This is a genomic window from Sphingomonas sp. HF-S4 (assembly GCF_032911445.1).
GTDB lineage: Bacteria > Pseudomonadota > Alphaproteobacteria > Sphingomonadales > Sphingomonadaceae > Sphingomonas > Sphingomonas agrestis.
Map to the genome: position 1 here is coordinate 1920611 of NZ_JAWJEJ010000001.1, position 25444 is coordinate 1946054.

A 25444-nucleotide genomic window follows, 5' to 3' on the forward strand; every position below is an offset into this window, starting at 1 on the left:
TTACAATCTAAGTTCAAGTTACTTCTTTTTCAGGAAATTCTCGAAGCCGGGCGGGAGACTGGCGCCGCCGGGAAGTCCCGGAAGGCTGCCGCCCATCTTGCCCATCATCTCGCCCATTTCGGGGCCGCCCAGCGCATTGCCGACGCCGCCCATGCCGCCACCGGGACCGCCCTTGCCGAGCATGCCCAGCATGCCCTTGAGGCCGCCCATCTTCTTCAAGCGCTTCATCGCGCTCTGCATCTCCTGATGCATCTTGAGCAGCTTGTTGACGTCCTGGACGGTCGTGCCGCTGCCCTTGGCGACGCGGATCTTGCGCTTGGCGTTGAGCAGTTCGGGCTTGGCGCGCTCCTTGACCGTCATCGATCCGATCATCGCATCCATGCGGAGCAGTATCTTCTCGTCGACCGCGCCCGAGGCCATCGCCGCCTGCGCCTTCTTCATGCCGGGGATCATGCCGGCGAGCGCGCCGAGCCCGCCCATCCGGCGCATCTGCGCAAGCTGGCTGCGCAGGTCGTTCATGTCGAACTGGCCCTTGGCGAGCCGCCCGGCCATCCGCTCGGCGTCCTCCGCCTGGATCGATTCGGCGGCGCGCTCGACCAGCGACACGACGTCGCCCATGCCGAGGATCCGGCCGGCGACGCGCTTGGGATGGAACGGCTCGATCTGGTCGAGCTTCTCGCCCATGCCTGCGAACTTGATCGGCTTGCCGGTGACCGCGCGCATCGACAGCGCAGCGCCGCCGCGCGCGTCGCCGTCCATGCGGGTGAGGATCACGCCGGTGAGCGGCACCTGTTCGGAGAAGTTCGACGCGACGTTGACTGCGTCCTGGCCGGTCAGGCTGTCGACGACGAGCAGCGTCTCGGCGGGATTGGCGATGTCGGACACCGCCTTCATCTCGTCCATCAGCGCCTGGTCGACGTGGAGGCGGCCCGCGGTGTCGAGCATCAGCACGTCGAAGCCCTGGAGCTTCGCCGCGCTCATCGCACGCTTGGCGATCTCGACCGGGGTCTGCCCCGCGACGATCGGCAGCGTAGCGACTTCGGTCTGCGTGCCGAGCACCGCAAGCTGCTCCTGCGCGGCCGGGCGATTGACGTCGAGCGACGCCATCATCACCTTCTTGCCGTCCTTCTTGAGCAGCTTGGCGAGCTTGGCGGTGGTCGTGGTCTTGCCCGAGCCCTGAAGACCGACGAGCATGATCACCGCCGGCGGGGTGACCGCGATCTCGAGCTCGGCGGTGTCGCTGCCGAGCATGTCGACCAGCGCATCATGGACGATCTTGACGACCTGCTGCCCCGGGGTGACCGAGCGCAGCACGTTCTGGCCGACCGCCTGTTCGGTGACCTTCTCGACGAAGTCGCGCGCGACGGGCAGCGCGACATCGGCCTCGAGCAGCGCGATCCGCACTTCGCGCATCGCGGTGCGGACATCGGCCTCGCCCAGCGCGCCACGCCCGCGCAGCCGCTCGAAAACGCCGCCTAGCCGATCGCTCAGACTGTCGAACATGGGACCAAAACACTCCAATTCCGGACCAACTTCCGCCAAACGCAAAACACGCCGGCGGACGAAACCTCGTCGGCCGGCGTCACCCCTTGGGGTGCCCAATGTTCGCGTTCCACGGAACGGTCGGGGGCGCTCATAGCCCTGGATCGCGGAAAGCGCAACCTTCGCCTCGCCAGCGCCCGGTAAGGTTTGGGAAAGCACGCCGCGTAACGCGATCTATACCGCGTCCGTGGCAATAACGCGCTAGTCGTCGAGGGGGCAGGCACCGGCAATGTCGCTGGAAGTAGAGAAAGATACGATGCAGGGCCGGGCCGCACGCCCCAACCTCCTAACCGGTGCGATCAGCATCGCCGCGATCCTGCTGTTCGTCGGCATCGGCAGCGCCGTGCTGTCGAAGACGCTGCAATTCTATCTCCAGGGCGGCGAGCCGGTGGCGCAGCCGCTGGTGATCGCGCTGCTGCTCAACGTCGCGCTGATCCTGCTCGGCTGGCGCCGCCATGCGTCGCTGAGCCACGAGCTCGAGATCCGCGCCGCCGCCGAGGAGCGCGCGCAGCAGCTCGCCAGCCGCGATCCGCTGACCGGCTTCCTCAATCGCCGCAGCCTCGCAGAGGAAGGCGCCGCGATGTTCACCCGCGCCCAGCGCCGCCGCAAGGCGATGGCGCTGGTGATGCTCGATCTCGATCATTTCAAGACGATCAACGACATGCACGGCCATGCCGTGGGCGACGCGCTGCTCCGCGCGGTCGCGAGCGAGATCGCCCACTTCATGCCGCCGATCGCGCTCACCGCGCGGCTGGGCGGCGACGAATTCGCCTGCGGCTTCCTGTTCGACGCCGCCGAGCCCGGCACGGTCGAGCGGATCGCCGAGAAGCTGGTCAGTCGCATGGCGCAGCCGTTCGAGGCAGAGGGGCTCCGCCTCCACATCTCATGCTCGCTCGGCATCGCGCGCTCGGACTTCGACTGTGCCGGGATCGATGCGCTGATGCGCGCTGCCGACATCGCGATGTATCAGGCCAAGAAGACCGGCCGGAACCGCTTCGCCTGGTTCGACCAGTCGATGGAGCGCGACCTGCAGATTCGCAACGATCTCGAATCGGGGCTTCGCCTGGCGATTCCCCGTCAGGAAGTCGTTCCCTATTTCGAGCAGCAGATCGACCTGATCACTGGCCGCCTCCACGGCTTCGAGGTGCTGGCGCGCTGGGAGCATCCGCAGCGCGGCACGATCAGCCCGGAACTCTTCATCCCGATCGCCGAGGAGACGGGCATGATCGGCGACCTGTCGCTGTCGATCATGCGCCAGGCGCTGCTCGCCGCGCGCGACTGGGATCCGTCGCTCAGCGTCTCGATCAACATCTCGCCCTGGCAGCTCCGCGACGCGTGGCTGGCGCAGAAGATCATCAAGGTGCTCACCGAGACCGGCTTTCCCGCCAACCGGCTCGAGGTCGAGATTACCGAGAGCGCATTGTTCGACAATCTCGCGCTGGCGCAGTCGATCGTCGGCAGTCTCAAGAACCAGGGCGTCCAGCTCGCGCTCGACGATTTCGGCACCGGCTATTCGTCGCTCGCGCACCTGCGCGCGCTGCCGTTCGACCGTATCAAGATCGACAAGAGCTTCATCATGTCGCTCAATGAAAGCGCGGATTCGGCCGCGATCGTCAATGCGATCATCAGCCTGGGCGAGAGCCTGAACCTGCCGATCACCGCCGAAGGCGTCGAGGATGGGGCGATCGAGCAGCGGCTCAAGGCGATCGGCTGCGCCAAGGCGCAGGGCTGGCATTACGGCAAGCCGCTGTCGATCGCCGGCGCGCGCCGTCTGCTCGCCGAGCGCCGCCTGCTGCGCCATTCGAGCCCGATCGACGCCCCAGTGGCCGTTACCAGCCAGCGTTTGGCTGGCTGAGATATTCCTCTTCCTCGGGTGTCGATACGCGCCCGAGCGCGGCGTTGCGGCTCGGATAGCGGCCGAAGCGTGCGATCACCTCGGCATGCTGGCGCGCATAATCGAGCGCCTCCTCGAGCCCCAGCGCCTCGTAGCAGCTGAGACTCACCGCCTGCATCTCGCGGTCCTCGGCATGCTCGAAGGGCAAGTAAAGGAACTGGCGCTGCTCGGGAGTCATCTCGCGGTCCCAGCCACGCTCGACCGCGACGCTCGCAAGCGCTTGCGCCAGGGGATCGGCGGCAAACGCCTCCGCGGTGCCGCGATGGACGTTGCGGCTGAACTGGTCGAGCAGGATCACCGCGGCGAGCAGGGTCCGCGGGTCGTCGCGCCATCCGGCGGCACCGCCTTCGAGCACCTCTACGCGCATGGCCTCGAATCGCTCGCGGATCTCGCTGTCCAGTTCGTCGGACTTGGCGAACCATTGCTCGGGCGTCAGCCGGTCGAACCAGAAGCCGAGCACTTCCTCCGCCTTCGCGTGGACTTCCGCCGCCGCCGTCCCTAGATCGCTCGCCAATGCCCGCCTCCTCGCCTCAGATCATCAATATGGGTTGCCGCCTCAACCTTGCGGAGGGCGAGTCGATCCGTGCGCTGCTTTCGGGGCGCGACACGATCGTGGTCAACAGCTGCGCGGTGACCAACGAGGCAGTCAAGCAGACGCGGCGGGCGATCCGCCGCGCGCGTCGCGAGCGGCCCGAAGCGGAGCTGGTGGTCACCGGCTGCGCGGCGCAGATCGATCCCCAGGCCTTCGCGGCGATGCCCGAGGTCAACCGCGTCCTCGGCAATGCCGAAAAGCTCGCACCCGCGGCATGGGCGGCGGCCGATCCTGTGCGGGTGCAGAACATCATGGCAGTGCGCGAAACTGCGCCACACCTTGCCGCGAGCTTCTCGACCCATGCGCGCGCGTTCGTCGAGGTGCAGAACGGGTGTGAACATCGGTGTACATTTTGCGTGATCCCCTATGGCCGCGGCAACAGCCGCTCGGTGCCGGCGGGCGCGGTGATCGATCGCATTGCCGCGCTCGCCGAGAGCCATGCCGAGATCGTCCTCACCGGCGTCGACCTGACAAGCTACGGCCCCGACCTCCCCGGCGCGCCGAGCCTCGGCCAATTGGTCGAGCGCATCCTGGCGCATGTGCCCAGGCTCCAAAGGCTGCGGCTGTCGTCGCTAGACGGCGTCGAGATCGATGGCCGGCTGTTCGCCTTGCTCACCCAGGAACCGCGGCTCCAGCCGCATGTCCACCTCTCGCTACAAGCGGGCGACGACATGGTGCTCAAGCGGATGAAGCGCCGCCACAGCCGCGCGCAGAGCGTCGCGCTGGTCGAGCGGCTGAAGGCCGCACGCGCGGACATCGCGATCGGCGCCGATGTGATCGCCGGCTTCCCCACCGAGACCGAAGCGATGTTCGCCAACACGCTCGCGCTGCTCGACGATTGCGACGTCGTCCATCCGCATATCTTCCCGTACAGCCCGCGCGAGGGCACCCCCGCCGCGCGGATGCCGCAGGTTGCGAAGGAAATTGTGAAAGAGCGTGCCGCCCGCCTCCGCGAGGCTGCCGCGGCGCGCCGTGCGCGCTGGCTGCAAAGCCTGATAGGCAGCACCCAGCAAGTGCTGATAGAGCGCCCTGGCGACCGCGGCCATGCCGGCAACTTCGCCGAAGTCCGCCTGCCGCATTCCCGCGTTGGAGAGATAGTGACCGTGACCATCAAGGCCGTGCAGGACGGAAAGCTGATCGCATGAGCAGCAATCCCTCGTGGCACAACAAGCTGCTCGGCGGCTTCAAGAAAACCTCCGACCGCCTGCTCGGCAACCTCGCCGGCCTGTCGGGCGCCCGGCTCGACGATGCGACGCTCGACGAGATCGAGGAGGCGCTGATCGCCTCCGACCTCGGCCCCGCCACTGCCGCGCGGGTCCGCGTCCGCCTCGCCGAGGGGCAGTATGAGCGCAATCTCGAAGAGCTCGGCATTCGCCTGATCGTCGCCGAGGAGATCGAGAAGGCACTGGCCCCCGTCGCCAGGCCGCTCGAGATCGAGGCATTCCCGCGCCCGCAGGTGATCCTCGTCATCGGCGTCAACGGCAGCGGCAAGACCACCACGATCGCCAAGCTCGCCAACAATTTGATCGAGCAGGATTACGGCGTGATGCTCGCCGCGGGCGACACCTTCCGCGCCGCCGCGATCGGGCAATTGAAGACCTGGGCCGAGCGGATCGGCGTGCCGATCGTCACCGGCCCGGAGGGCGGCGACGCCGCGGGGATCGTCTACGAAGCAGTCAAGCAAGCGACCGCCACCGGCATCGACGTGCTGATCGTCGACACGGCCGGCCGCCTCCAGAACAAGCGCGAGCTGATGGACGAGCTGGCGAAAATCCGCCGCGTGCTCGGCCGGCTCAACCCGGAGGCACCGCACGACGTCGTCCTTGTCCTCGACGCCACCACCGGCCAGAACGCCTTGAGCCAGATCGAAGTGTTCAAGGAAGTCGCCGGCGTCACCGGCCTCGTCATGACCAAGCTCGACGGCACCGCGCGCGGCGGCGTCCTGGTCGCCGCCGCCGAGAAATACGGCCTGCCGATCCACGCGATCGGCGTCGGCGAGAAAGTCGACGATCTCCGGGGCTTCGACCCCAGCGAAGTCGCGCGGATCATCGCCGGCGTCGAAGACCTCCTCTCGCCCCGGAAGCCCGCATGACCGAGTCTGCAACCCGCAAGCCGCTCTCGCCGGGGATACGCATGCTGATCGATTATGGTCCGCTGGCGGTGTTCTTCCTCGTCAACAGCTATGCCCCCGGCCTCCAGATCCAGCGGATCATGACCGCGACGGTCGCCTTCATGGTAGCGATGGCGGTAGCGATGGGGGTGAGCTGGTGGAAGGCGCGCCACATCTCGCCGATGCTGTGGATCACCGGCGCGCTCGTCCTCGTGTTCGGCAGCCTGACGCTGTGGTTCCACGACCAGACCTTCATCCAGATCAAGCCGACGATCGTCTACACGATGTTCGCGGTGATCTTGGGCTACGGGCTGATCGCGCGGAAGCCGCTGCTCCAGTCGCTGCTCGAGACCGCCTATCCGGGGCTTTCCGCCAAGGGCTGGCGGCTGCTGACGATCAACTGGACCGGCTTCTTCATCGCGATGGCAGTGCTCAACGAAGCGATGCGCCAGGTGCTGACCTGGGACCAGTGGGTCACCTTCAAGACCTGGGCGGTGATCCCGATGACTTTGGTCTTCGCGATGCTCAACATTCCGATGCTGCTCAAGCACGGACTACAGCTGGAAAAGCCCGAAGACACCCCGATCCCGCCGGAGGGCTGAAACTCCTTCTCCCCTTGTGGGAGAAGGAAGGGGCCCGCTGCGAAGCAGTGGGAAGGATGAGGGGGACGTCACTCAAGACACACTCCCCCTCACCCTTCCGCCGATTTCATCGGCTCACTCCCTCTCCCACAAGGGGAGAGGGAATAAAAAAGGCGCCGGACTTGCGTCCGACGCCCCTTTTGCCTTTTTCGCAGAAAGCTCAGCCCTTGGCGGCTTCGTAGCGCTTCGCGACTTCGTCCCAGTTCACCACGTTCCACCAGGCCTTGAGATAGCCCGGACGGTCGTTGCGATACGTCACGTAATACGCGTGCTCCCACACGTCGTTGCCCAGGATCGGCGTGCCCTTGACCGGCGCGATGTCCATCAGCGGGTTGTCCTGGTTCGGGGTCGAGGTGATCTCGAGCTCGCCCGATCCGTTGACGATCAGCCACGCCCAGCCCGAGCCGAACTGGTTGGCGCCCGCGGTGTTGAACTGCTCCTTGAGTGCATCGAGCGAGCCGAACTTGGCATCGATCGCCTCGGCCAGCGCGCCGCTGGGGGCGCCGCCGCCGTTCGGGCCCATCGTCTTCCAGAAGAAGTCGTGGTTCCAATAGCCGCCGCCATTGTTGCGCAGCTTGGCCGGAGCCTTGCCCATCTGCTGCTGCAGCTCCTCGATCGTCTTGCCTTCGAGGCTGGGATCCTCGGCCACCGCTTCGTTGAGCTTGGCAGTGTAGGCCGCGTGGTGCTTGGTGTGGTGGAGCGTCATCGTCTCCTTGTCGATCGTCGGCTCCAGCGCGTCATAGGCATAGGGCAGCGGCGGCAGTTCGAAGGCCATGTTGGTTCTCCTCTCGGGGTTCGAATGGGCAACGCGATGGACGCCATATGGCTCCGCAGTTTTCATTTCGCCAGCGCACCGAGCGCGAAATTTTAGCCCCCCGCCCCCAGCAGTTCGTGACGCTTCAAGGCATGCCGCAACTGGTCATAGGTCAGCCCCAGCGCCTCGGCGGTCGAGCGCTGGTTGTAGCGATGCTCCGCCAGCGCGCGCGACAGCACCTGCCGCTCGAACGCGTTCACGCGCGACTTGAAGTCGGTGCCGCCGTCGAACACCGCCGTCGGCGGTGCCTCCTCGGCCGGCATGGGCGCAGCCGCCGCCGGCGTGGAAGCGGTTGCCGCAACCGTAGCCGTCTTCGGCCGGAAGGGCGACTTGAACGGATCGATCTCGATCGAATCGACCGGCCCCTCGCGCTCCCAGCGATACACCGCGCGCTCGACGACGTTGCGCAGCTCGCGGACATTGCCCGGCCAGTCATAGGTCATCAGCGTGTCGAGCGCGTTGGGGCCCCAGCCCGGCCAGTCGGCCAGCCCGATCTCCGATGCCATCCGCCGCCCGAAGAATTCGGAGAGGACCTCGATGTCGCCGCGCCGCGCACGCAAGGGCGGCAGGGTCACCACCTCGAAGCTCAGCCGATCGAGCAAGTCGGCGCGGAACGTCCCCTTGTCGACCTTGTCGGGCAGATGCTCGTTGGTCGCCGCGACGATGCGCACATCGACGTTCAAGGGCCGCGACGAGCCGATCCGCGTGACTTCGCCATATTCGACCGCGCGCAGCAGCCGCTCCTGCGCCGCCATCGACAGCGTGCCGAGCTCGTCGAGGAACAGCGTGCCGCGATGCGCCTCCTCGAAGCGTCCCGCCCGCGCCTTGGTCGCGCCGGTGAACGCGCCCGCCTCGTGCCCGAACAATTCGGCCTCGATCAGCGTCTCGGGCAGCGCCGCGCAATTCATCACGATCAGCGGCTGGTCCCAGCGCGGGCTGAGGCGGTGGAGGCGCTCTGCAACGAGTTCCTTGCCGGTCCCGCGCTCGCCGATCACGAGGACAGGACGGTCCAGCGCCGCGGCGCGGCTGGCGCGCTCGAGGGCATCGAGAAAGGCCCCGGATTGGCCGATGACTTGAGTAGCGCGCTCCATGCCGAACCTTTGGCGAATTTTCCCAATACTTGGCAAGTGATATTCGGCGCCCGAATGCCTGATGAATGGCAAAAACGGCGGATTTCTGCGGTTTCCGTAAATTGGCACGGCTTCTGCAAAGATGTCGGCAAGCCCGATGACGGGCAGACACAACACCAGGTTCAGGGACAAGATCATGACCTACGAAGCCAAGAATGCACGCAACGCCTTCCTCGCCATCACCGTCGCCTTCTTCGCCAGCGCCATCCTGATGGCCGGCGCAGTCGGCCCGGCGATCGCCTGAGGCCACGAAGTCTCCCCGCTCACCCGCCCCGGTGAGCGGAAACCCGCCGGGAGGGTCACCCCCTAGATCCCTCCCGGCGGTCCCTAATACGAAGGAGTGTTAGAATGGGTATCTTCTCGCGAACCCGCGATATCATCGCCGCCAACGTCACCGACCTTCTCGACAAGGCCGAGGACCCGGCCAAGATGATCCGCATGATCATCCTCGAGATGGAAGAGACGCTGGTCGAGGTTCGCGCCTCCGCTGCCCGCACCATCGCCGACCAGAAGGAAATGCGCCGCCACATCGCCAAGCTCGACAAGCTCCAGGAGAGCTGGACCGAGAAGGCCGAGCTGGCGCTGAGCAAAGGCCGCGAGGACCTCGCCAAGGCCGCCCTGGTCGAGAAGCAGAAGGCTGCGGACATGTGCGACCAGCTCAGCCAGGAGATCGGCGTGCTCGACGAGGCGCTCAAGGCTTCGGAAGAGGACATCACCAAGCTCCAGAACAAGCTGCGCGAGGCACGGGTTCGCCAGAACTCGGTGGTCGCCCGGCTGGAGAGCGCGAACAACCGCACCCGCTTGCGCGAGATGACCAACGGGTCGAAGATGCAGGACGCCTTCTCGCGCTTCGATGTCCTCGAACGCCGGGTCGATTTCGCCGAGGGCCGCGCCGATGCGGCAGGCCTGGGCGCTGCGCCCAAGACGCTCGAGGAGGAGATCGCCGAGCTGCGCTCGTCCGAGAAGGTCGATGCCGAGCTCGAAGCGCTGAAGGCGCGGCTGAACAAGGGAGCGTAAGCGATGGAAGAGGTTTTCCTGCCCATCGTCATCGTCGGGATCCTGTTCGTCGGACTTCCCTGGGTGATCATGCACTATATCACCCGGTGGAAGACCGCCGCGACGATCACCGGCGAGGACGAGAAGCTCCTCGACGAGCTCTACTACACCGCCAAGCAGCTCGAAGAGCGCCTGCTCACCGTCGAACGCATCATCGCCGCCGACAACCCCGATTTCCGCCCGCTCTCGGCCTCGCGCTCGGAGCAGAGCCCCTTCGATATCTCGAGGAGGAACTGAGATGTCCGCCCGTACGAAATTCTATCTCGACAAGCAGAATTCCAAGGTTCTCGGGGTCTGCTCCGGCCTTGCCGACTATACCGGCATCGAGGCGATCTGGCTCCGGGTGGGCATGGTCTTCCTGGCCTTCGCGACCAGCGGCACGTCGATCTTCATCTACTTCCTGATCGCGTGGCTCGCACCGACCAAGCCAGCCGGGCTGTACCAGGGGCCGGAGGAAGCGAAGTTCTGGCAGGGCGTCCGCTCGAACCCGAGCCGCTCGACCGCGCAGGTCCGCTCGACCTTCCGCGACATCGATCGCCGGCTCGCCGACATCGAGATGTACTATACGAGCCGCAACACCCGGCTCGCCGACGAGATCGACAGCCTCCGCTGAGGCGGGGCTGTCAACAGGGAGGAAAGACCATGAACTGGGGTGGACCAGGCTTCGTCCTCGCGATCATCGCGATGTCGACCATCGGCTGGGTGATCAACAACTGGATCCGCGCCAAGCACGGCTATCCGGTGGAGAATGAGTGGAAGGGCGTGAGCCACAAGGGCGATCCCGCCGCCGACCGCAAGATCGAGCTGCTCTCCACGGAGAATGCGCGCCTCACCGGCCAGATCTCGCGGCTCGAGGAGCGGATCGCAGTCCTCGAGAGGATCGCCACCGATCCCGCCGAGCGCACTGCCCGCGCCATCGACGCGCTGCGCTGAGCGCCAGGACAAGGAATAGAAGAATGGTCGACAAACTTCCCTTCATCCAGGAAATCTTCCCGATGATCGCGGTGATCGTGGCCTTAGCAATCGGCGGATGGGTGATCACCACCTGGCTGCGCATCAAGAACGGCTATCCGCTAGACGGCAGCTGGGGCCAGGCGCTCTACCCCAAGCACAATGACGAGACGATCGAGCGGGTGAAGCTGCTCAGCCAGGAAAACGCCCAGCTCCGCGCCGAGCTCGGATCGATCAAGGACCGGCTGGCGAACGTCGAGCGCATCGTCACCGACAGCGCGCACAGCCTCGACCGCGAGATCGAGCAGTTGCGCGGCAAGAGCAACTGAGGAGATTTCCATGATCAACCCCCTGCTCATCCCGATCCTCGGCATCTCCTGCGGGCTGCTGGCGATCCTCGGCGGTGTCTTCGTCAAGCCTTGGTTCCGGCTCAAGGAGCGTCAGATGGAGATCGAGTCGCAGATGGTTGCCGAAAAGGCCGCGCAATACGCCGCCCAGACCGAGCGGCTCGAGCAGCGGGTCCGGGTTCTCGAACGGATCGTGACCGACCGCGGCATCGCCGTTGCGGATGAAATCGACAAGCTGCGCGACGCGCCGCTCAACTAAACCGCCCGCTTCGGCGCGGCTTACTCAAGGACCACAAAATGATCATCGTCGTGTTCGCAGTGCTGACGGCACTGTGCGGGGGAGCTATTGCCCTTGCCGAAGTCCGAGACCGTCCGGTTCGCCGCGCGGAAAAGCTTGCCCGGGAACAGCAGCTGGGCGCCTGATGGCACCCCACAAGGAGTAAAGTGATGAACCCGTTCGAAATGGTTGTCGCAATCATCGTCATCGTCACGATCGGCAGCGTCATCAAGGCGCGGCTGGGCATCCACAAGGACAGCAATGGCAACGAGCGCTACCACGGCGCCGACCCGGTTGCCGCCGCCGACGCCGCCAGGCTCCGCGACGAGGTCCGCGCCCTCAAGGAGCGCGTCCAGGTCCTCGAGCGGGTCATCACCGACAGCGAGACCACCAGCCTGCGCCTCGACCGCGAGATCGAAGCGCTGCGCGACAAGCAAAACCCCTGATCAGGGAGCAAGCACATGACCGTCGATCCCAATCTCTACATCACGCTCTCGGCCTCGGGCCTCGCCGGACTGGCGATGGTGACCGCGGCGGGGCTCTCGGGCTGGCGCGGCTGGCTGGCGCTCAAGCGCGAGCAACTCGCCCAGCAGCACGGCGCTTCGCCCGGCGAGCCGGCCATGCCCTCCGCCGCCTCGCGCATCGAAGTCGCCGACCTCAAGGAACGCATCCGCAAGCTCGAGGCGATCGCCGCCGGGGTGGACCTCTAGGGTTCACCCGGCTAGCGGGTCGGCCATGACCAGCCTGGCCGACCTCCGCGACGAATATGAATTCCTCGACGCCGACGACCGATACCGCCTGCTGATCGACCTGGGGCGCGCGCTCGAGCCGATGCCCGAGCCCTTGAAGACCGACGCCACGCTCGTCCGCGGCTGCTCCGCCGCCGTCTGGGTCTATCCGACCCGCAGCGACGACGGCACGCTCCACCTCCTCGCCGATTCGAACGCGGCGATCACCAAGGGCATCATCGCGCTGGTGCTGCTGACGGTGCAGGATCGCAGCCCCGCCGAGATCCGGTCGACCGACATCGAAGCCGCGCTCGCGCCGTTCGACCTCAAGAACCAGCTCAGCTCGAACCGCACCCAGGGCATCCCCAACATGATCGCCCTGATCCGCGACACCGCCGCGCGCTACGCCGAGTGACGATCAGACCGCCCTGTCCCCGTTGGAAGCAAGCCCCAGCTCTGCCGCCACCCCGTCGAGATCCGCCCCCTCGGGCACCAGCAGCCATTCACGCGCCTGCGCGCCGTTGACCACCGTCACCGCGCCGCGCGGACACACGCCGAGGCACTTGACCTCGACGATCCCCGCCGCGCCCTTGCGGCCCTTCTTCAATCCGAGATGTTTGCGGAGCGCCTTGGCGAGCGGCGCCTTGCCCTTGGGCCCGAACCCGCCGTCGAGTTTCTTCGAGCATTTCGCGCAGACCAGGACGGCGTTCGACCAGTTGGAGCGCACCGAAGCCTTCAATCGGGCTTCCACGTCCGCCGCTCCTCGGCGGCCTTGAGCACTTCATACGCAGCCTGGATCGCCTGGAAGCGCTTGGCCGCCTCGGCGTCGCCGGGCTTCACGTCGGGATGATTGGACTTGGCCAGCCGACGCCAGGCCATCCGCACCGCGTCGAAGTCGGCATCGACCTCGAGGTCGAGCACTTCGAGCGCACGCATCTCGTCGCGCGAGCGGGTGCCGTCGCCCGGCCCCGCCCAGCCATTATGCTTCGATTCGGCGAACCCGCCCGCGTCGCGCCGCTCGTCGGCCTCGCGCTGCGCGGCCTCCTCGGCGGTCAGTCCCTCGAAATAATTCCAGTTGCGATTGTACTCGCCCGCATGAGTCTCGCAGAAATACCAGCGATCGGGGCTGTTGGGCGATTTGGGCGCAGGGCGATCGCCCGGCTCCTCGCAGCCGTGCCGGTCGCACAGCCGCACCTGCACGGCCTCGCGCTCGGCGCCATATTCGCGCCAGCGCGGGAAGCCCCAGTCGGAGGATCGTGTCGCACGTGCCATCGGTGCCAGATAGGGTGGCGGCGGCGCAAAGGCCACCCCGCGCTCTTGCGGAGGGGAAAAATGCCAGAGGGTCTATAAGCCGGGTTCTGTCCTCGCGCCGAAACGCGATGTGCGGCCATTCCTCTAGGCGACGGATTGCTCCGCCGCTCAAGCAACCAACCCGGGCGACGGGCCGGAACCAGGCCCATATGCCGCCCCTATTCGGTCTTGCTCCCGGTGGGGTTTGCCATGCCGCTTCGGTTGCCCGTCGCGCGGTGCGCTCTTGCCGCACCCTTTCACCCTTGCCCTTACCCCGGAGCAAGTCCGGGGCAGCGAGCGGTCTGCTCTCTGTGGCACTTTCCCTAAACCAGCAAGCTGGCTCGCCGGGCGTTACCCGGCACCGTGGTTCCGTGGAGCCCGGACTTTCCTCGCGTGCTTTCGCACCCGCGGCCGCCCGACCCTCTGGCGGCGACCGCTCTAGCGCAAACCCGGCGCGCCGCAAGGCCGATCAGGCGGCGTCGCCCTCCGGCGAAGGCGCTTCGACCGGCTTGGCCGCTTCCTCGGGCATCGCCATGACTGTGCCGTAAGCCTCGACGTCGATCCGCCACAGCGGCTGGAGCGGCCCGGACGCAATCGCCGCGCGACGATAATCGGTCGACACATTCAGCAGCTTCTCGGTCGCATTGACTCGTGCGGTACGATGCAGCGCGGCCGTCGCGTCGGCCACGCTCGGCAGATTGATCGACGCATTCGCATCGGGGCCGTTGCTGTCGCCGCGAACCACACCTGACAGCTTCACTCGGACGGGGCTGTATGTGGCGCCTGCCGGTCCTAGACCAGTATTGATCATGGAAACCTCCTTGGCTCCCATAGATCATCCTATAATTTCATTTCGCTAACCGGACGTGAGTAACGCGCCGAAAACCATCATCAGTCATCCCCCTGCGGCTTGGGCAGCAGCAGCGCGAGCAGGATGCAGCGGCATTCCATGTCGATCTCGCCGTCGATCATCTCGGGGCGGAAGCGCCGCTGGAACGCAGTCACCGCCGCAATCTCGTCGCGCACGTCATAGCCGAAGCGCTCGAGCGCGAGCATGAACCCGGCGTCGGGCCAGCCCGGATCGACCAGGTTCCTCGTCGGCCGCGGCAGCGCCAGCCGCAGCCGCGCCAGCGCATGCCAGTTGAACAGCTCGCCCGGATCCTGCTTGCGCGCGGGCGCCACGTCCGAATGGCCGACGACATTGCCGCGGGTGATGCCGTGGCGCTCCTTGATGTCGGCGACCAGCGGGATCAGTGCGCCCATCTGTGCCTCGGGAAACGGGCGATAGCCGAATTCGTGGCCGGGATTGACGATCTCGATCCCGATCGACGCCGAATTGATGTCGGTCACCCCGCGCCAGTGCGACCGCCCGGCGTGCCAGGCGCGGTGCCGCTCGTCGACCAGTTTGAGGATCGTACCGTCTTCATCGACCAGATAGTGCGCCGAGACCTTGGCCTCGGGATCGCGCAGCCGGTCGATCGCCGCCTTGCCGCTCTCCATGCCGGTATAATGGAGCACGATCATCGATACGGGCAGTTCGCGCGCATCGAAATTGGGCGACGGCGCGTCGTTGATGGAAAGGCCGCTGGTCATCGCGAGCAACCGTACGAGCCCGTGACCGCGCCCGGCAAGACCCTTCAGCCGAACGCGGCGCGCTGTGCCGGCACGGCCTCGACCGCGCGATAGAAGCCGCGGAACTTGTCGCACGGCTTGAAGCGATCGGTCAGCCCGATCACCGTCTCGCCCGCGCCGAGCACGAGCAGCCCGCCCGGCCGCACTGCCGCAGCGAGGATGTCGAACACGTCGCGGCGCACGTCCTGCGAGAAATAGAGCATGACGTTGCGGCACAGCACCACGTCGAACTTGCCGGCGGGCGGCGCATCGGCGGTGAGGTTGTGCTGGCGGAACTGGATGCGGCGCAGCAGCTCGGGCCTGGCGACCCAGTCGCCTCCCGCGCCATCGAACCAGGTCATCATCCGGCGGACGGGAAGCCCGCGCTGGATCTCGAACTGCGAATAGCGGCCGGCGCGCGCACGCGCGAGCGCGGTGGGGGAGACATCGGTCGCAACGATCTCGGGCGCGCTCGGCCCCTCGCCCATGCCCTTCTCGTCGAACAGCATCGCGAGGCTGAGCGGCTCCTGGCCCGTCGAGCAGCCCGACGACCACAAGCGGATCTTCCGCCCGGGCGCCTCGGCCTGGAATGCCTGGGTGGCCTCGGCGATCATGTCGAGCACCGCAGCGTCGCGGAAGAAGCTCGTCTCTTGGTTCAACAGCGCATCCACGACCTGATCCCCTAAATCCCCGGTCCGCGTCGCCACCAGCTGGGCGACGAGCTGGTCGAGCGAGGCGAGCCCCCTCTCGCGCAGCAGCGGCTTGAGCGCGGTCTCGATCCGCCACGCCCGGTTGGCAGCGATCTGCTGCCCGGTGCGCTGCTCGAGCAGCGCCGATATCATGTTCATCGCGCCCGACTTGGTCGGTGCGACGGCGCTGGGAAAGTGCATCAAGCCCTCCCCTGCCATGCGACCAGCCGGCCGATCTCGTCGGGCGGCAGCACCGCGCTGGCATGGCCGGCATTGGCCACCGCGCCGGGCATGCCCCAGATCACCGAGCTCTCGCGATCCTGCACCAGGATGCGGCCGCCCGCAGCGACCAGGTGCTTCGCGCCCTCGGCGCCGTCGCGCCCCATCCCGCTCAGCACCACGGCGAGTGCGCGCTTGCCGAACACCTCGCCGATCGATTCGAACATCGGATCGACCGAGGGCATGCATCCGCTCAGCGACTTCTCGTCGCTCAGCCGCACCGCCCAGCCTTCGGACATGCGGACGACGCGCATATGCGCATCGCCCGGCGCGACGATGATCCGGCCCGGGCGGATCCGCATCCGATCGGTCGCGACTTCGCACGGGCGTCCGCCAAGCACCGCGAGCTGCGCCGCGAAATAGCTCATGAACGAGATCGGCAAATGCTGGGTGACCAGGATCGGGATCTGGAAGCTTGCGGGAATCGCGCGGAGCAACTGGCTCAGTGCATGGATGCCGCCGGTCGAGGCGCCGATCGCGACGATGTCGAATTCGCACGGTGCGTGTTCCACGCCGAAGCTGGCCGGCGCATAAGGCATTGGCTCGACATGATGATCGACCAGCCGCGACAGTCGATCCTCGAGCACTTCGGCAAAGCGCCCGCCAAACGTCCCGATCCCCGGCTTGACCAGCGTGTCGGCCGCGCCGAGCGCCAGCGCCTGGACGGTGACGGCTGCACCTTCGTCGGCCGAGGAGGAGACGATCAGCACCTTGGCGCCCTTGCCCGCCGCCAGCACGTCGGGCAGCGCGGTCAGCCCGTCGATCCCGGGCATGTCGATGTCGAGCAGGACGATGTCGACGCGGTGATGCTCGAGATAGGCGAGCGCGGCACGAACGTCGCTCAGCGCCGCCGCGACACGGAAGCGGCGCGTGCCGTCGACCATCCGGCCGAGCACCGATCGCGCGACGACCGAATCGTCGACGATCAGCACCTGCGCCGGCGGCGGCCCGCCGCGGGTATCGGAGAGGATCGAACTAAGGGCTACGGCCATGCCGGCCTCCCGGGCTCAGGCGACGCCGACGATCTGCAGCTTGCTCTCGAGCGTCTCGCGATCGAACGGCTTCATGACATATTCGTCGGCGCCCGCTTCGATCGCGGCGCGGATATAGGCCATGCCGTTCTCGGTGGTGCAGAACACCACCTTGGGACGCTGGGGAAGCCCCGAATCCTTGAGCGCGCGCAGGAAGTCCATCCCGCTCATCACGGGCATGTTCCAGTCGAGCAGCACCACGTCCGGCGTCGCCGCCATGCACGAATCCAGTGCCTCACGACCGTCGCCGGCTTCGCGGACTTCGAAATCGAGCGTCTCGAGGATGTGCCGCGCGACCTTGCGGATTACCTTGGAGTCGTCGACGACAAGACAAGTCTTCATTCCCTGTTCCCCGATAGCCAGGTGTCTGGTTTCTTCATCATAGTGCGGCAACAGGTGTAAGCGCCGCGTTAATCGGACAAAATCAGTTCAGCGACGTCGAATAGCCCGGCACCAGCGCGGCAAGGTCGATCGCCAGGATCGGCTCGCCGTCGCGTTCGACGATGCCGCGCCCCGCGCGTTGCCACGCGATATCGAGCGCGACGCCCCCGGCCAGCGGCAGCAGGTCGAACGGCGCGACGTCGTCCAGCGCGTCGACCAGCATCGCATAATGATGCCCCTCGACATGGGTGATGACGGCGCGGCGCGCTTCATGGGCGCTGTCGAGCCCGAGCGCGCTGTGCGTATCGACCACGGTCACCACGCGGCTCCGCAGCGCGGCGAGGCCGCGGACATGCTGCGAAGCGAGCGGCACCTGGGTGACTTCGCCGATATCGACCACCGACTCGACCTGGTCCGAATCGATCGCGACCGCGCGGCCGGCGACCTGGGCGATGAGATAGAGATGGCTCATGCGAGGCCCTTCCCGGCCACGCGGGCCTCGAGCGCGGAGAGCAGCCCCGCGCGGTCATAGCGATAGATGCTGTCGTCGCCCGCCCCCGCCGCGGCGCGGCGGCTGCGCAGCCGGACAACCGGCGCCGTCGCGGCGAGTTCGGCCGGCGCGGCATCCGTCGAGAGCACCACCGCGGGCAACTCGCCGGTCGCCAGCTTGGTGACGACGCGATACCCCGCGGTCTCGAGCAGCGGGCGGACGAACGAGGCCATCCAGCCGTCCTTGTCGCCCGCGATCAGGCAGAGCGGCGCGGCTTCCTCGGACTCGCGGTCGGCATGCTCGTCGAACACCCAGAGGATGTCGAGCAGCTCGACTTGCTCGCCCTCGACCAGCGCGACACCCGCGATCGGCCCCGGCTCGCGCGCGGGGACGAGTTCCTCGGGCAAGGTGATGATGTCGAGCGCCTCGTCGATCGCGTAGCTGACTTCGTTGATGCCGTCCTTGAGGCGCAGCACGTTGAGCCGGCTGCGTCCCTCGACATCGCCCTGCGCGGCGAGCGGCAGGATGCGGTCGTCGATCGTCACGCGGTAGCGGCCCGCGGCGAAGCGCACGGCATCCCCTTCCACCTGCTCGACACGGTCGACCGCGGCGAGCGGCACGGCGCGGCGCGTGCCGTCGAGATCCTGGAACAGCAGCGCGGGAATGCCCGATTCGGCCTCCGCTTCCTGCGCCTCGTCCTCGACGTGCTCGTCGTCGCGATGGAAATCGAGCCCGGCGACATTCGCGATCCCGGCGCAGTCGAGCAGCAGCATCGGCAGCCCCGAATCGGGCAACGTCTGCCCGGCATAAACCCCGGTCGACATCACCGCGGGCGAGGCCGGCTTGATCACCAGCTCCTCGTTGTCGAGCACCATGTCGGCGGCGAGCGCATAGCTCCCCTCGCCGATATTGACGATCGAGATCATCCGCGGCCCGTCATGCACGGCGCGCTGGATACCCAGGACTTCGCACAGATTGAGCAGCGGCATCCGCCGTCCGCGCACGCTGAGCACCTCCGCCCCGCCGATCGTATCGATCCGGATCGCGTCGCCATGATCGGTGACGATTTCCTCGATCGCCTGGCGCGAGATCGCGAAGCGCTGGCCGCCCGCGCCGACGACGATCGCCGAGATGATCGACAGCGTCAGCGGCACATGGATCGCGAGGCGCAACCCCTTGCCCGTCGTGCTGTCGAGCTCGACGCGGCCACCGATCTGCTCGATCGCGGCGCGGACGATGTCCATCCCCACCCCGCGGCCCGAGACGTCGCTGACTTCGTCCTTGCTCGAAAGCCCGGCCTCGAAGATCAGCTCGAGCTTGCCGCGCTCGGAAAGCGCACGCAGCTTGGCCTCGTCGCGGCCATTGGCCACGAGCTTGCGGATCAGCTTCTCAGTGTCGATCCCGCGGCCGTCGTCGCTGATCTCGATGATGATCTGGTTGCCCGACTGGCGCGCCGAGACGGCCAGCCGGCCGTTCTCGCGCTTGCCCGCGGCGCGGCGCTCGGCCGGCTTTTCGATGCCGTGGTCGATCGAATTGCGGATGATGTGGACCAGCGGATCGCGCATCATCTCGATCATCTCGCGATCGAGCTCGACGTCCGATCCCTCGACGTTCAGCAGCACCGACTTGCCGAGCCCCGCGGCGGTGTCGCGCACCATCCGCGGCAGTGCCGAGAACAGCGCGTCGATCTTCTGCATCCGGGTCCGGGTCACGGTGTCGCGCATCTCGCCGACGGTGAGCGAGAGCCTCTCCAGGGCAGCCTCGATCGTTGGGTCGATGTCGCCGCCGCGCAGCCGCCGCGCCAGCTCGTTGCGCGCCAGCACCATATCCGACATGCCCGACATCATCCGGTCGAGGAGGTCGACGCCCAGCCGCACGCTGCGCGCGGGTGCGCGGTGCAGCCCCGGCCCGCTCGTCTGGACGATTTCCTGCGCGCCTTCTGCGAGCGCCCCGATCAGCAGCTCGTCGCCCTGGTCGGGCAGGCTCGTCCCCGAATCGATCGCCTCGACCAGTTCGCCGATCCGGTCGACGATCGCGAGTACCGCGTTGACCAGCGGGCGATCGGGGGTGCGCTCGCCTTCGCGGACCTGCGCGAGCACGTCCTCGGCGGCATGGCTCAGCCGGCCGAGCCGCGGCAGGTCGAGGAAGCCGCAGCTTCCCTTCACCGTGTGCACGAAGCGGAAGATCGCATCCAGCCGCGCGCGATCCTCGGGATGCGCTTCCCAGGCGACGATCTCGCCCGAAAGCGCCTCGAGCGTCTCGCGCGTCTCGGCGATGAATTCCTGAATCAGGTCGTCCATGGGGCCCCGGAGCAAATTTGCCGGGCCGTTGTGGCGCGTCGGTGGTTAAGGTGGCGTTAGCTCGGCGCACTCACTGCGCCAGCCGCGGGGCATAGCTCGCGTCGAGCAGCTTCGACGCGAGCTCGCCGAGCTTGCGATGATCGTAGCTGGCATTGTTGAACACGATCACGCTGTGCCCGTCGGCGAGCACCCGCCGCGCGACCATCCGGAAGCCGCCGTTCGAACCGTCATTCCACGCCAGCTCCCGCGGATGCCCGCCGACCGGCTCGACGCGCACGCGGCCGCCCAGCGCATAATGCTGGTCGGGCATCTCGACGGTGAGCAGCGCCTTGCGCGACGCCGCGCTCAGGAACGTGCCGCCGAGCACTGCCTCCATCAGCTTCAGCATGTCGGGCGCGCTGGTGTAATACCCTCCTGCCATCGCCAGGAAATCCGGCGTCGGATTGGGCTTGCGCTCGGGCGCCGGCCCCAATTTCGCATAGCCCACCGCCATCCCGGCGGTTTGCGCCGAGTCGCCGCGATAGATGCCGCTGTCCTTGAGCCCGAGCGGTCGCACCAGCAGCCGGTCGATCAGTCGCGCATACGGCAATCCCGACACGCGCTCGACCACGGCCTTCACCACCAGCCAGTTCGAATGCGAATAGTCCCAGGCGGTGCCGGGCTCGAACGCAAGATCGCCGCTGGCATAGGTCCGCACCGCGTCCATCTGCTCGCGCTCTACGCCGCGAATCGCCGGATCGGCCTGGCGCGCCTTGAGAATCTCGTTGGGAAGCCCGCTCGAATGGCTCATCAGCCGCCGGAGCGTAAGCCGCGCACCCGTATCGGCGCGATAGTCGGGCAGATAGCGGGAAACCGGCGCGTCTAGATCGAGCTTCTTCTGGTCGACCAGCTTGAGCACGACGATCGACGCGACCCATTTGGACACCGATCCCGTCTCGAACCGCGTCGTCGGGGTCACCGGAATGCCCCGCTCGGCGTCGGCGGAGCCGACGCTCTCGATCATCTCGACGTGCCGGCCTTTGGCGACCAGCGCGATCCCGTTGAAGCCCTCCGCCGCGGCGACGATGTCATGATAGGATTGTGCCGCCGCGGGCGTCGCCCAGATCAACGCCGCCGCCACAAACGCCTTCATCCGCACCCCCTGCTATCGAAGCAAGGATGGCACGCCATACTGTATTATTCAACCAATACAGAATCAGCCGACGCGAAAACTCGCCCCGAACAGCAGCACGTCGGAATCCGGCGGGCTGACCTGCAACGTTCCGCCCCCCTGGACTACCAGCGCATGGGCAAGGAACGCCGCCGCCGCGCGCGGAGTGACCGGCATGTCGTCCTGCCCGCCGGCCAGCGCACCGCGCAGCTCGGAATCGAGCACGATCCGCGGCCCTTCGGCGCGCACGACGATCTCGATCACGCCGTCGACGATCTCGGCGCCGATATCGAGCTGACCGCCGCGGATCAGCGCGTCGCCGCCGATCAGCGCGAGGTTGAGCAGCACCTTGATCGCCTGCTTGGGCAGCACCGGATCCTCGACCATCCAGCCAACCTTGACGCGGTGGTTCTCGCCGAACAGCCCCTCGATCGCCGCCTGCGCCTCGCGCGTGTCGACGGTCTCGCCAAAGCCGCCCGCCGCGCCGAACGCCAGGCGGAAGAACTTGAGCTTGTTGGCCGATGCCTTGGCGCTCTCGCTGAGCAATTCCAGGCAGCGCGCGCGCATCTCGGGATCATGCTCGTCGGCGAGCAGCTCCAGCCCGTTGTTGAGCGCGCCCACCGGGCTCAACAGGTCGTGGCACAGCCTCGAACAGAGCAGGCTCGCGAAATCGGTCGGGCTGATGTTCAAGGATTTTGGCTCCGGTTAACCCAGCCTCTTTGGCGCAGCCGCGGCGTCGCCGCAAGCTGCGCCCGGAGCGCTAGACGACGCGGCGCCCGGTGAAGAGCTGGATCAGCCCGATGACGAGCGCGATCACCAGCAGGATGTGGATCAGCCCTGCGCCGACATGGAAGGTGAACCCCAGCAGCCACAGGATGACCAGGATGACGACGATGGTCCAAAGCATCTCAGGCACTCCCTCTTCTTATGGGTGGCAAACGTGGCACGGGGGCGAAACGTTCCGCCAGGTTTGTCCACGTCCGATCGAGCGTGGACGGCGCGGATCCGAAAAATCGCAGCCGCCCCACAATCGCATTGCTCAGACTATTACAATTTGCATATAATGGGACGTTGTTACGAAAAATGAGACCGGGCACTACGCGTGCACCGGTACGGCAAAGGGAGAGGTCGATGCTGGGTTCAAGGTTCAAACACGTCCTGCTGATTTGCGGCGCTTCGCCGCTGGCATTGCTGGCAGCCACCACGGCCGCCGCGCAGACAACCGACACGCCGGAGCCCGCGGAAGTCTCGGCCGAGCCCCAGATCGATCAGGAAGGCGAGATCGTCGTCACCGGCTTCCGCGCCAGCCTGGGCAGCGCACTCAACGCCAAGCGCAGCGAAACCTCCGCCGTCGACGTGATCAAGGCCGAGGACATCGCCGACTTCCCCGACAACAATTTGGCGGAATCGCTCCAGCGTGTCCCCGGCGTGTCGATCAACCGCGCCGGCGGCGAAGGCCGCGCGATCACCGTGCGCGGCCTCTCGGGCAGCTTCACGCGCGTCCGCATCAACGGGATGGAAGCCCAGGCGATCTCGAGCGCGACCACCTCGGACCGCGGCACCAACACCGGGCGCGGCTTCGACTTCAACGTCTTCGCCTCGGAGCTGTTCAACAATCTCGTCGTGCGGAAAACCGCCGACGCCGAGACGATCGAAGGCTCGCTCGGCGCGACGGTCGACCTCAATGTCGCACGGCCGTTCGATTACAAGGACTTCACCTTGGCGCTCGGCGCGCAGGCCGGGTACAACACGCTCGCCAAGAATATCGATCCCAAGTTCAGCGGCCTCGTCTCGAACACCTGGGATACCGGGATCGGCCGGATCGGCGTGCTCGCCTCCGCCGCCTTTACCCGCCGCAATTATTATGAGGACCAGTTCGGCTCGGGCGGCTGGAACCCGGCGACGCAGGACGGCGGCTTCTGCACCCCGGTCGGCGCGGCGGTCCCGTCGCCGGCCCTCAATCCCGCGCAGGGCACGACGCTCACCAATTGCGCGACCGGTGTCCCCCGCCCCGCCGCCGGCGACACCAACTACGCTCTGGTCAATCGCTCGACCGTCTTCCTGCCCCGCCTGCCACGCTACGGCCGCTTCCACCACGAGCAGGAGCGCCTCGGCGTCACCGGGTCGGTGCAGTGGGAGCCGGCGCCGGGCATCCAGATCGGCGGCGACGTGCTCTATTCGGACTTCAAGGCGTTCCGCGAAGAGAATTGGCTCGAGGGCTTCTCGTTCGCGCGCGCAATCGCCTCGCCCAATTTCGGCAAGCCCCAGACGGCGATCCGCGAGGCGATCCTGCGCAACGCCGGCACCAGCAACACCCAGGGCGCCAATTTCGGCCAGACCGTCTACGACATCGATTACGGCGTGTTCGACGGCGTCGATGTCCGCTCGGACACCCAGTACGACCGCTTCCGCAGCCGCTTCACGCAATATTCGCTCTACGGGAAGTTCGACCTGACCGATCGGCTCAAGCTCAATGTGCTCGCCGGCAAATCGAGCACCAATTTCGACCAGACCGAGCAGACCACCTTCCTGTTCGGGCGCAACAACACCCGCCAGACGATCGACTTCCGCGACGACCGCAACATGCCGACGATCGGCTTCGGCTTCGACGTCACCGATCCGAGCCAGTTCACCCTCGCGCCGGGCAGCGCGGAAATCCGCGCCGCGCCGTCGTTCGTCGACAACGTCAACAAGATGGTCGAGGGCAATTTCGTCTGGAAGGCGACCGAGGGCTTCACGCTCAAGGGCGGCGTCCATTACGACCGCTTCAACTTCAGCATCACGCCGTATCAGCGCCCGAACAACTTCACCGTGCCGACGGTCAGCGCGGCCGATCTGGCGGGCATGACGCATCTGGTCGAGGGCTTCGGCAAGGGCATGCGCGAGGGCGTGTTCCCGACCTCGTGGGTCGCGATCAACTACAAGCAATTCGCCGAGCGCTACGGCCTCGACGATTACACCGGCGATTTCGCGCTCATCCAGAATCTCGGCGGCACCCGCCGGGTGCAGGAGGACGTCGTCTCGGCCTTCGGCCAGGTCGATTTCGATCTGTCGTCAGCAGGCGCGCCGATCCGCGGCAATGTCGGCATGCGCTATGCCAAGACCACGCTCGATTCGACCGGCTATTCGCCTGCGATCGCGCAGTTCGTGACGGTCGAGAATTCCTATGAGGACTGGCTGCCCTCGCTCAACGTCGTCGCCGATCTGACGCCGAACCTGCTGATCCGCGGCGCGGTGGCAAAGGTGATCACCCGCCCCGAGCTCGGCTTCCTCAGCCCCGGCGCCAACATCGTGTTCAGCGGCACGCCGAACATCAACAGCGGCAATCCGCTGCTCGAGCCGATCCGCGCCACCACCTATGACGCCGCGATCGAATGGTATTTTACCCGAAACTCGCTGCTCTCGGCCGCCTATTTCCGCAAGGACATCCAGTCCTACATCCAGAACCAGGCGCTACAGCAGACCTTCAACCAGACCGGCCTGCCCGCCTCGCTGTTCGATCCGAACAGCGGCCTCGATCCCAACGTCTCGGTGTTCACGGTCAACCAGGCGCGCAACACGCCCGGCGGCCCGCTCGAAGGCTATGAGATCAACTACCAGCATTCGCTGACCTTCCTGCCGGGCTTCCTCAAGAACCTCGGCGTGCTCGCCAACTACACCCATGTGAAGTCGACGATCACCTATTTCCTCGCCGCCAGTTCGGCCAACACCACCAGCCGCGACCTGCTCGGCCTGTCGCGCGACGCGTTCAACGGCACGGTCTATTATGAGGACAGCAAGCTCAGCGCCCGCATCTCGGGATCGTATCGCGGGCCGTACATCATCGCGCTGCCGGCCAACAATCCGCTCCAGGATCTCGAAGGCGTCGACAAGTCGCTGATCTTCGATCTCTCGCTGTCGTACCAGCTGACCGACAAGATCAAGCTGAGCTTCGAAGGGCTCAACATCTTCGACCGGGCCTATCGCCAGTATATCGACTCCGATCGCGACAGCACCTTCGTCTACAGCCACACCGGCGCGCAATTCTATCTCGGCGCGCAGTTCCGGTTCTGATGCTTGGCCGCGCCGGCACCGAAAGGTGTCGGCGCGAGCGGCTTGACTCGAATCCCGATCCGACTACGGTTATTTATATTACAAATTG

The 25444-nt window shown here is 66.5% G+C and carries 32 protein-coding genes and 1 other RNA gene; 16 read left to right on the forward strand and 17 right to left on the reverse strand.

Annotation, left to right across the window (positions count from 1 at the left end):
- Positions 1-18: 18 nt before the first annotated feature.
- Positions 19-1503 carry a signal recognition particle protein gene (gene ffh / locus RZN05_RS08350; protein ID WP_317226156.1) on the reverse strand — a complete coding sequence of 495 codons (1485 nt, stop codon included), beginning with the start codon at positions 1501-1503 and terminating at the stop codon, positions 19-21.
- Between the two features lie 268 nt (positions 1504-1771).
- On the opposite strand from ffh, the gene RZN05_RS08355 reads away from it, so the two are divergent.
- Complete coding sequence (locus RZN05_RS08355) at positions 1772-3397, forward strand: putative bifunctional diguanylate cyclase/phosphodiesterase (protein ID WP_317226157.1); 1626 nt, start codon at positions 1772-1774, stop codon at positions 3395-3397.
- Here RZN05_RS08355 and RZN05_RS08360 read toward each other — a convergent pair.
- Positions 3372-3950 carry a DUF924 family protein gene (locus tag RZN05_RS08360; RefSeq protein WP_317226159.1) on the reverse strand — a complete coding sequence of 193 codons (579 nt, stop codon included), beginning with the start codon at positions 3948-3950 and terminating at the stop codon, positions 3372-3374. The genes RZN05_RS08355 and RZN05_RS08360 overlap by 26 nt on opposite strands.
- Positions 3951-3979: 29 nt before the next feature.
- On the opposite strand from RZN05_RS08360, the gene mtaB reads away from it, so the two are divergent.
- The 3 genes from mtaB to RZN05_RS08375 are packed head-to-tail and all read left to right on the forward strand — an operon-like array spanning position 3980 to position 6740.
- Positions 3980-5173: a tRNA (N(6)-L-threonylcarbamoyladenosine(37)-C(2))-methylthiotransferase MtaB gene (gene mtaB, locus RZN05_RS08365; protein ID WP_394804795.1), complete on the forward strand. Its 1194-nt coding sequence runs from the start codon at positions 3980-3982 to the stop codon at positions 5171-5173.
- Positions 5170-6120: a signal recognition particle-docking protein FtsY gene (ftsY, locus tag RZN05_RS08370; protein ID WP_317226161.1), complete on the forward strand. Its 951-nt coding sequence runs from the start codon at positions 5170-5172 to the stop codon at positions 6118-6120. The genes mtaB and ftsY overlap by 4 nt, the downstream gene beginning before the upstream one ends.
- Positions 6117-6740: a septation protein A gene (locus tag RZN05_RS08375; RefSeq protein ID WP_317226162.1), complete on the forward strand. Its 624-nt coding sequence runs from the start codon at positions 6117-6119 to the stop codon at positions 6738-6740. The genes ftsY and RZN05_RS08375 overlap by 4 nt, the downstream gene beginning before the upstream one ends.
- A gap of 199 nt (positions 6741-6939) precedes the next feature.
- Here RZN05_RS08375 and RZN05_RS08380 read toward each other — a convergent pair whose 3' ends face one another.
- Together RZN05_RS08380 and pspF are read right to left on the reverse strand one after the other, a co-directional pair.
- Positions 6940-7554 carry a superoxide dismutase gene (locus RZN05_RS08380; protein WP_317226163.1) on the reverse strand — a complete coding sequence of 205 codons (615 nt, stop codon included), beginning with the start codon at positions 7552-7554 and terminating at the stop codon, positions 6940-6942.
- A 92-nt stretch (positions 7555-7646) separates the two neighbouring features.
- On the reverse strand, positions 7647-8684 hold the full coding sequence (gene pspF / locus RZN05_RS08385; RefSeq protein WP_317226164.1) for a phage shock protein operon transcriptional activator: 1038 nt from the start codon (positions 8682-8684) through the stop codon (positions 7647-7649).
- 136 nt (positions 8685-8820) lie between these two features.
- On the opposite strand from pspF, the gene RZN05_RS08390 reads away from it, so the two are divergent.
- The 11 genes from RZN05_RS08390 (at position 8821) to RZN05_RS08440 (ending at position 12497) form a co-directional block, all read left to right on the forward strand.
- Positions 8821-8967 (forward strand): hypothetical protein, encoded by a 147-nt coding sequence (locus tag RZN05_RS08390; protein ID WP_317226165.1) that lies wholly within the window; start codon positions 8821-8823, stop codon positions 8965-8967.
- 104 nt (positions 8968-9071) lie between these two features.
- Positions 9072-9740 carry a phage shock protein PspA gene (pspA, locus tag RZN05_RS08395; RefSeq protein ID WP_317226166.1) on the forward strand — a complete coding sequence of 223 codons (669 nt, stop codon included), beginning with the start codon at positions 9072-9074 and terminating at the stop codon, positions 9738-9740.
- Positions 9741-9743: 3 nt separating this feature from the next.
- Positions 9744-10016, forward strand: a complete 273-nt coding sequence (gene pspB / locus RZN05_RS08400; RefSeq protein ID WP_317226167.1) for an envelope stress response membrane protein PspB — start codon at positions 9744-9746, stop codon at positions 10014-10016.
- A gap of 1 nt (position 10017) precedes the next feature.
- Positions 10018-10392 carry an envelope stress response membrane protein PspC gene (gene pspC, locus RZN05_RS08405; RefSeq protein WP_317226168.1) on the forward strand — a complete coding sequence of 125 codons (375 nt, stop codon included), beginning with the start codon at positions 10018-10020 and terminating at the stop codon, positions 10390-10392.
- Positions 10393-10421: 29 nt separating this feature from the next.
- Entirely contained in the window at positions 10422-10712 is a 291-nt protein-coding gene (locus tag RZN05_RS08410; protein WP_317226169.1) for a hypothetical protein, read from the forward strand.
- A 23-nt stretch (positions 10713-10735) separates the two neighbouring features.
- Positions 10736-11059 carry a hypothetical protein gene (locus RZN05_RS08415; protein ID WP_317226170.1) on the forward strand — a complete coding sequence of 108 codons (324 nt, stop codon included), beginning with the start codon at positions 10736-10738 and terminating at the stop codon, positions 11057-11059.
- A 10-nt stretch (positions 11060-11069) separates the two neighbouring features.
- A complete protein-coding gene (locus tag RZN05_RS08420) occupies positions 11070-11336 on the forward strand; it encodes a hypothetical protein (RefSeq protein ID WP_317226171.1) in 267 nt (88 codons plus the stop codon).
- Between the two features lie 38 nt (positions 11337-11374).
- Positions 11375-11500, forward strand: coding sequence for a hypothetical protein (locus RZN05_RS08425; RefSeq protein ID WP_317226172.1), 126 nt, complete (start codon positions 11375-11377; stop codon positions 11498-11500).
- 24 nt (positions 11501-11524) lie between these two features.
- Positions 11525-11800 (forward strand): hypothetical protein, encoded by a 276-nt coding sequence (locus tag RZN05_RS08430; protein WP_317226173.1) that lies wholly within the window; start codon positions 11525-11527, stop codon positions 11798-11800.
- A 15-nt stretch (positions 11801-11815) separates the two neighbouring features.
- Entirely contained in the window at positions 11816-12064 is a 249-nt protein-coding gene (locus RZN05_RS08435) for a hypothetical protein (protein ID WP_317226174.1), read from the forward strand.
- A 25-nt stretch (positions 12065-12089) separates the two neighbouring features.
- The gene (locus RZN05_RS08440; RefSeq protein WP_317226175.1) at positions 12090-12497 is read left to right on the forward strand and encodes a SufE family protein; all 408 of its coding nucleotides are present in this window, start codon (positions 12090-12092) and stop codon (positions 12495-12497) included.
- 3 nt (positions 12498-12500) lie between these two features.
- On the opposite strand, the gene RZN05_RS08445 is transcribed toward RZN05_RS08440, so the two are convergent.
- The 13 genes from RZN05_RS08445 to RZN05_RS08505 form a co-directional block, all read right to left on the reverse strand.
- The gene (locus RZN05_RS08445) at positions 12501-12821 is read right to left on the reverse strand and encodes a (2Fe-2S) ferredoxin domain-containing protein (protein ID WP_317227591.1); all 321 of its coding nucleotides are present in this window, start codon (positions 12819-12821) and stop codon (positions 12501-12503) included.
- Positions 12818-13354, reverse strand: a complete 537-nt coding sequence (locus RZN05_RS08450) for a J domain-containing protein (protein ID WP_317226176.1) — start codon at positions 13352-13354, stop codon at positions 12818-12820. Before RZN05_RS08450 ends, RZN05_RS08445 begins: the two co-directional genes overlap by 4 nt.
- Before the next feature lie 59 nt (positions 13355-13413).
- Positions 13414-13799, reverse strand: an RNA gene (gene rnpB, locus RZN05_RS08455) — RNase P RNA component class A.
- 42 nt (positions 13800-13841) lie between these two features.
- Positions 13842-14183, reverse strand: a complete 342-nt coding sequence (locus tag RZN05_RS08460; protein WP_317226177.1) for a hypothetical protein — start codon at positions 14181-14183, stop codon at positions 13842-13844.
- A gap of 80 nt (positions 14184-14263) precedes the next feature.
- Positions 14264-14965 (reverse strand): N-acetylmuramoyl-L-alanine amidase, encoded by a 702-nt coding sequence (locus RZN05_RS08465; protein WP_317226178.1) that lies wholly within the window; start codon positions 14963-14965, stop codon positions 14264-14266.
- A gap of 44 nt (positions 14966-15009) precedes the next feature.
- Positions 15010-15873 carry a CheR family methyltransferase gene (locus tag RZN05_RS08470; protein WP_317226179.1) on the reverse strand — a complete coding sequence of 288 codons (864 nt, stop codon included), beginning with the start codon at positions 15871-15873 and terminating at the stop codon, positions 15010-15012.
- The gene (gene cheB, locus RZN05_RS08475) at positions 15873-16943 is read right to left on the reverse strand and encodes a chemotaxis-specific protein-glutamate methyltransferase CheB (RefSeq protein WP_317226180.1); all 1071 of its coding nucleotides are present in this window, start codon (positions 16941-16943) and stop codon (positions 15873-15875) included. The genes RZN05_RS08470 and cheB overlap by 1 nt, the downstream gene beginning before the upstream one ends.
- A gap of 15 nt (positions 16944-16958) precedes the next feature.
- Complete coding sequence (locus tag RZN05_RS08480; RefSeq protein ID WP_135983567.1) at positions 16959-17324, reverse strand: response regulator; 366 nt, start codon at positions 17322-17324, stop codon at positions 16959-16961.
- 82 nt (positions 17325-17406) lie between these two features.
- Positions 17407-17835, reverse strand: a complete 429-nt coding sequence (locus RZN05_RS08485) for a chemotaxis protein CheW (protein ID WP_317226181.1) — start codon at positions 17833-17835, stop codon at positions 17407-17409.
- On the reverse strand, positions 17832-20153 hold the full coding sequence (locus tag RZN05_RS08490) for a chemotaxis protein CheA (protein WP_317226182.1): 2322 nt from the start codon (positions 20151-20153) through the stop codon (positions 17832-17834). The genes RZN05_RS08485 and RZN05_RS08490 overlap by 4 nt, the downstream gene beginning before the upstream one ends.
- 70 nt (positions 20154-20223) lie before the next feature.
- Positions 20224-21285, reverse strand: a complete 1062-nt coding sequence (locus RZN05_RS08495) for a serine hydrolase domain-containing protein (RefSeq protein ID WP_317226183.1) — start codon at positions 21283-21285, stop codon at positions 20224-20226.
- Positions 21286-21348: 63 nt separating this feature from the next.
- The gene (locus RZN05_RS08500) at positions 21349-21993 is read right to left on the reverse strand and encodes a histidine phosphotransferase family protein (protein WP_317226184.1); all 645 of its coding nucleotides are present in this window, start codon (positions 21991-21993) and stop codon (positions 21349-21351) included.
- A gap of 70 nt (positions 21994-22063) precedes the next feature.
- Complete coding sequence (locus RZN05_RS08505; protein WP_317226185.1) at positions 22064-22210, reverse strand: lmo0937 family membrane protein; 147 nt, start codon at positions 22208-22210, stop codon at positions 22064-22066.
- 224 nt (positions 22211-22434) lie between these two features.
- Between RZN05_RS08505 and RZN05_RS08510 the strand changes: the two genes are divergently transcribed.
- Complete coding sequence (locus RZN05_RS08510) at positions 22435-25356, forward strand: TonB-dependent receptor (RefSeq protein WP_317226186.1); 2922 nt, start codon at positions 22435-22437, stop codon at positions 25354-25356.
- Positions 25357-25444 lie beyond the last annotated feature (88 nt).

Bases quoted from the DNA above. Each gene is read 5' to 3' on its own strand.
- RZN05_RS08505 (WP_317226185.1), bottom strand. From the start codon at position 22,210: ATGCTTTGGACCATCGTCGTCATCCTGGTCATCCTGTGGCTGCTGGGG.
- RZN05_RS08390 (WP_317226165.1), top strand. From the start codon at position 8,821: ATGACGGGCAGACACAACACCAGGTTCAGGGACAAGATCATGACCTAC.
- RZN05_RS08495 (WP_317226183.1), bottom strand. From the start codon at position 21,285: ATGAAGGCGTTTGTGGCGGCGGCGTTGATCTGGGCGACGCCCGCGGCG.
- ftsY (WP_317226161.1), top strand. From the start codon at position 5,170: ATGAGCAGCAATCCCTCGTGGCACAACAAGCTGCTCGGCGGCTTCAAG.
- RZN05_RS08435 (WP_317226174.1), top strand. From the start codon at position 11,816: ATGACCGTCGATCCCAATCTCTACATCACGCTCTCGGCCTCGGGCCTC.
- cheB (WP_317226180.1), bottom strand. From the start codon at position 16,943: ATGGCCGTAGCCCTTAGTTCGATCCTCTCCGATACCCGCGGCGGGCCG.
- RZN05_RS08450 (WP_317226176.1), bottom strand. From the start codon at position 13,354: ATGGCACGTGCGACACGATCCTCCGACTGGGGCTTCCCGCGCTGGCGC.
- RZN05_RS08490 (WP_317226182.1), bottom strand. From the start codon at position 20,153: ATGGACGACCTGATTCAGGAATTCATCGCCGAGACGCGCGAGACGCTC.
- pspB (WP_317226167.1), top strand. From the start codon at position 9,744: ATGGAAGAGGTTTTCCTGCCCATCGTCATCGTCGGGATCCTGTTCGTC.
- RZN05_RS08430 (WP_317226173.1), top strand. From the start codon at position 11,525: ATGAACCCGTTCGAAATGGTTGTCGCAATCATCGTCATCGTCACGATC.
- RZN05_RS08425 (WP_317226172.1), top strand. From the start codon at position 11,375: ATGATCATCGTCGTGTTCGCAGTGCTGACGGCACTGTGCGGGGGAGCT.
- RZN05_RS08410 (WP_317226169.1), top strand. From the start codon at position 10,422: ATGAACTGGGGTGGACCAGGCTTCGTCCTCGCGATCATCGCGATGTCG.
- RZN05_RS08470 (WP_317226179.1), bottom strand. From the start codon at position 15,873: ATGCACTTTCCCAGCGCCGTCGCACCGACCAAGTCGGGCGCGATGAAC.
- RZN05_RS08380 (WP_317226163.1), bottom strand. From the start codon at position 7,554: ATGGCCTTCGAACTGCCGCCGCTGCCCTATGCCTATGACGCGCTGGAG.
- RZN05_RS08415 (WP_317226170.1), top strand. From the start codon at position 10,736: ATGGTCGACAAACTTCCCTTCATCCAGGAAATCTTCCCGATGATCGCG.
- RZN05_RS08465 (WP_317226178.1), bottom strand. From the start codon at position 14,965: ATGACCAGCGGCCTTTCCATCAACGACGCGCCGTCGCCCAATTTCGAT.
- pspC (WP_317226168.1), top strand. From the start codon at position 10,018: ATGTCCGCCCGTACGAAATTCTATCTCGACAAGCAGAATTCCAAGGTT.
- RZN05_RS08460 (WP_317226177.1), bottom strand. From the start codon at position 14,183: ATGATCAATACTGGTCTAGGACCGGCAGGCGCCACATACAGCCCCGTC.
- RZN05_RS08440 (WP_317226175.1), top strand. From the start codon at position 12,090: ATGACCAGCCTGGCCGACCTCCGCGACGAATATGAATTCCTCGACGCC.
- RZN05_RS08485 (WP_317226181.1), bottom strand. From the start codon at position 17,835: ATGAGCCATCTCTATCTCATCGCCCAGGTCGCCGGCCGCGCGGTCGCG.
- RZN05_RS08420 (WP_317226171.1), top strand. From the start codon at position 11,070: ATGATCAACCCCCTGCTCATCCCGATCCTCGGCATCTCCTGCGGGCTG.
- RZN05_RS08355 (WP_317226157.1), top strand. From the start codon at position 1,772: ATGTCGCTGGAAGTAGAGAAAGATACGATGCAGGGCCGGGCCGCACGC.
- pspA (WP_317226166.1), top strand. From the start codon at position 9,072: ATGGGTATCTTCTCGCGAACCCGCGATATCATCGCCGCCAACGTCACC.
- RZN05_RS08480 (WP_135983567.1), bottom strand. From the start codon at position 17,324: ATGAAGACTTGTCTTGTCGTCGACGACTCCAAGGTAATCCGCAAGGTC.
- mtaB (WP_394804795.1), top strand. From the start codon at position 3,980: ATGGGTTGCCGCCTCAACCTTGCGGAGGGCGAGTCGATCCGTGCGCTG.
- pspF (WP_317226164.1), bottom strand. From the start codon at position 8,684: ATGGAGCGCGCTACTCAAGTCATCGGCCAATCCGGGGCCTTTCTCGAT.
- RZN05_RS08510 (WP_317226186.1), top strand. From the start codon at position 22,435: ATGCTGGGTTCAAGGTTCAAACACGTCCTGCTGATTTGCGGCGCTTCG.
- ffh (WP_317226156.1), bottom strand. From the start codon at position 1,503: ATGTTCGACAGTCTGAGCGATCGGCTAGGCGGCGTTTTCGAGCGGCTG.
- RZN05_RS08375 (WP_317226162.1), top strand. From the start codon at position 6,117: ATGACCGAGTCTGCAACCCGCAAGCCGCTCTCGCCGGGGATACGCATG.